Below are 3,960 nucleotides of genomic sequence, written 5' to 3'. Positions count from 1 at the left end.
TTTGATTCAGGAAATCTCGGCTTGGGAAAATCGCAGGAATTCTCTCTCGTGTAAAGTTAACTAGCAATTTACTACTGCTGATGCTCGCATTAAATTGCTTCGTCTCTATCCGTCAATAACCCTTTGACTGTCTACTAGACTGCTTGCATTAAGATTAGTTAGGGCTTCCTGAAAAAGGACAAAAGCTTGCTACATAAGGACTTCAAGCTTTTTTGCCATAACAAGTGCAAGGTTATAGCGTCTAGAGGCTCAAAACCCTTGCACTTCCGTAGAAAATCGCTGGGTAAATTTGGGAAATATGCGACAAAATACTATTTTTAAAGCTGTATTGCCTTTAAATTCGCTCTGTAGACTTTTTCAGCAAGCCCTAGTTAGTTAAATCATCCGTCTCTTGGCAAAATCATCTAAAAACATTTTTTATCGACGGAGCGGTAGTAGTGAAAAGCAATAATAAAAACTACAACAATAGAAAGTGGAAATTATTGGGCTTATACGCCTTGTTCGGCATTGATTTCATTACCTTTATCATTGTCATAATTGCCCTAGTACCATACTTCCTCGATAGCAATCTCCTCGTCAGCCAGCCAGTTACTCAAGGGGAATGGAATTATAGCAAGCTAATCGAAGAAGTCCGCAAGAAACCCGCAGGTATCTCCAGAATTACTCTTAGTCCTGATCGCTCTTTTGCAGAAGTGACAGTACTTGGTGGATCGGAAGGACAGAAAAAAGTTCGCGTAAATTTGCCTAACGACCCTGAGTTCGCTAAAACTATTAGAGAAAATAACATTGATCTAGATGTTGCTTTTCGTCCCACTGAACGCTCATTGGTGCAAACCTTGAGCATGTTGCTTTTGCCTATTTTGCCTGTTTTACTATTAGTCAGTTTGTTTTTCCTACTAAGTCTGATTGTTTTTATTGTTCTAGTCAGGTAGTTTATTTGTGTAAACTTTATAATATTTGCGTGAATCAAAGATAAGGATTGCCATAAAGTTTAAGTCAAATTTCCGTTGAAAAACAAAAGCCGTTATTAGTAATCGCTTTTTTCTTGTTCTGCGATCGCTATAGGGCTACAAATATTTATACAAAATAAATTACTCGAAGTAGTAAGGTTGGGTTCCTATAATTTGCAACCTTACTACTTTAGGTTTGTAATTAATTACGCACATCTACATTAACTATCGATCCAAAGACGGATTCTAAGGTGACTTAGACAGATCCTAGACTGCTTGCGTTAAGATTAGTTAATTAAATCATTCGTTCTTGGCAAAATCGTCTAGGAACATCCCTATTGATGGAGCGGTAGTAGTGAAAAGCAATAATAAAAACGATAATAATAATAAAAAGTGGAAAAATTTTGGTTTATACGCACTGCTTGGCATTGTTGTCATTACCTTAGGAACAACTCTCCTCGATAGCCAACCAGCTACCCAAGGTGAATGGCGCTACAGCAAGCTGCTCGAAGAAGTCAGAAAGAAACCCGCAGGTGTCTCCAGAATCACCCTTAGCCCCGATCGCACTTTTGCGGAAGTAACTGTCCCTGGGGGACCAGAAGGCAAGAAGAAAGTTCGGGTAAATCTACCTAATGATCCTGAGTTCACCAAAGCTGTTAGAGAAAATGGCATTGAACTAGATGTCGCTCCCCGTCGTACCGATGGCGCATTGGTTCAAACCTTGAGCAGCTTGATTTTGCCCATTTTGCTATTAGTCGGTTTGTTTTTCCTACTCCGTCGCGCCCAAGCTGGTCCTGGCAACCAAGCGATGAACTTTGGTAAGTCCCGCGCCCGTGTCCAAATGGAGCCTCAAACCCAAGTCACCTTCACCGACGTAGCAGGTATTGAGCAAGCTAAATTTGAACTTACTGAAGTTGTAGACTTCCTCAAAAATCCCGATCGCTTCACTGCCGTTGGCGCAAAAATTCCTAAGGGCGTATTGCTAGTTGGTCCTCCCGGAACAGGTAAAACCTTACTAGCTAGAGCCGTAGCTGGTGAAGCTGGCGTACCTTTCTTCAGTATTTCTGGTTCGGAATTTGTGGAAATGTTCGTCGGTGTGGGCGCATCCCGTGTACGCGACCTCTTCGAGCAAGCCAAGGCTAATGCTCCTTGCATCGTCTTTATCGATGAAATTGATGCCGTCGGTCGTCAGCGTGGCGCTGGTTTAGGCGGTGGTAACGATGAGCGTGAACAAACCCTCAATCAGTTGCTCACCGAGATGGATGGCTTTGAAGGTAACACAGGCATCATCATTGTTGCCGCAACTAACCGTCCTGATGTTCTTGATGCAGCATTGTTACGTCCCGGTCGTTTCGATCGCCAAGTGGTCGTTGATCGTCCCGACTTCGCAGGTCGTCTGGAAATTCTTGGAGTCCATGCACGCGGCAAGACCCTATCTAAGGATGTTGATCTGGAAAAGATTGCCCGTCGTACCCCCGGATTTACAGGTGCTGACTTATCTAACCTATTAAATGAAGCCGCCATCCTCGCTGCTCGTCGTAACCTGACCGAAATTTCGATGGATGAAATCAATGATGCTGTCGATCGCGTCTTGGTTGGACCCGAAAAGAAAGATCGCGTCATGAGCGAAAAGCGCAAAGAATTAGTTGCTTACCATGAAGCTGGTCATGCTCTAGTCGGCGCATTGATGCCCGACTATGATGCCATCCAAAAGGTAACGATTATTCCTCGTGGTCGTGCTGGTGGTTTGACATGGTTCTTACCAACTGAAGAAAGAATGCAAAGCCGCGCCTATTTGCAAAACCAAATGGCAGTAGCCCTAGGTGGTCGCATCGCTGAAGAAATCGTCTTTGGGGAAGAAGAAGTTACTACTGGTGCATCCAGTGACCTTCAACAAGTTGCTTCCGTTGCCCGTCAAATGGTGATGCGTTTCGGTATGAGTGAGAAGCTTGGGCCAGTTGCCCTTGGTCGTTCCAATGGCAACATGTTCCTTGGTCGTGATATTGCGGCTGAGCGTGACTTCTCGGAAGAAACTGCGGCAACTATTGATGAGGAAGTTGGCATTTTGGTAGCTGATGCTTATCGTAGAGCGAAACAGCTTCTCGTTGATAATCGCCATGTTCTCGATAAGATTGCTCACGATTTGATTGAGCGTGAGACTGTTGATGCGGATGAGCTTCAACAAATCTTGGAAACTAATGATTTGAAGTTGGCAGCAGCTTTGTAATCAGAACTTCTTTAAATTAATTTTCACCAAATGAAGACGATACTTTGTATCGTCTTCATTTTTTATGTTTTTCTTGAAAATCTTAGTTGTCATTTTGAGTTAATCTAGATATAGCTAGCTATAGCCATTCTTGTTAGGACATAAAATCCAAATAGTGTGAGGCGGCGCTTCGCGCCGCCTCACACTATTTGGGTTTTGATTTGTCCTGATACAGGTGGCTATAGCTATAAAAGAGAAAATAATGATACTTTATGCAATCTTTTCCACATCAGGGGCAATTAACAACTTGGAAAAATGATCGAGGATTTGGATTTATTAAACCTGATGATGGCAGTAAAGAAGTTTTTTTGCATATCAGTGTGTTAAAAGGTGCAAGTCGTCGCCCCATCGTGGGAGATACGATCCTGTATGAAAAAGTTACTGAAGAAAACGGAAAAATACGGGCTTCTAAAGCTTCAATTCAAGGTGTTCTCAATCAATCTACGGTATCAAATCAAAAATCGCGTAATTCTAATCAAACATCTAATCGGCAATCTACAGGTAAACAAGTAAACAGAAATACACCAATCAACAAGCTCAATACGCATGGAGCAATACAGAAGGTAATCCCTATCATATTTTTGATTGGTGTGGGGATTAGCTTAATCCCACATTCCGCTCGTAATGGAATGAGAAAAACAATTACGAAACAGGTGCAGGGAGCAAATAATAGCGTTGGCAGGTGGGAGAAAAAAACTTTAAAATATGAAGCCGAAGAGGAGACAAATTAACAACTTGAGAGAG

The 3,960-nt window shown here is 42.4% G+C and carries 3 protein-coding genes; all 3 read left to right on the top strand.

The genetic code is table 11. From position 1 onward, the window contains the following. The first annotated feature begins 437 nt into the window (after positions 1–437). The 3 genes from B9G53_RS00075 to B9G53_RS00065 all read left to right on the top strand — a co-directional run bounded on the left by B9G53_RS00075 (position 438) and on the right by B9G53_RS00065 (position 3,947). Positions 438–932, top strand: a complete 495-nt coding sequence (locus tag B9G53_RS00075; protein WP_176453030.1) for a hypothetical protein — start codon at positions 438–440, stop codon at positions 930–932. 373 nt (positions 933–1,305) lie between these two features. Beyond that, positions 1,306–3,177, top strand: coding sequence for an ATP-dependent zinc metalloprotease FtsH (gene ftsH / locus B9G53_RS00070; RefSeq protein ID WP_094528300.1), 1,872 nt, complete (start codon positions 1,306–1,308; stop codon positions 3,175–3,177). Between the two features lie 251 nt (positions 3,178–3,428). Continuing rightward, positions 3,429–3,947 (top strand): cold shock domain-containing protein, encoded by a 519-nt coding sequence (locus B9G53_RS00065; protein ID WP_094528299.1) that lies wholly within the window; start codon positions 3,429–3,431, stop codon positions 3,945–3,947. The last annotated feature ends 13 nt before the right edge of the window (positions 3,948–3,960 follow it).

The organism is Pseudanabaena sp. SR411, assembly GCF_002251945.1.
Taxonomy (GTDB): domain Bacteria; phylum Cyanobacteriota; class Cyanobacteriia; order Pseudanabaenales; family Pseudanabaenaceae; genus Pseudanabaena.
The sequence above is the reverse complement of the archived record's forward strand: the minus strand, read 5'-3'. Positions and strand labels throughout refer to the sequence as shown.

Excerpts from the sequence above, each read along its gene's own strand:
- B9G53_RS00065 (WP_094528299.1), top strand. The coding sequence starts at position 3,429 with ATGCAATCTTTTCCACATCAGGGGCAATTAACAACTTGGAAAAATGAT.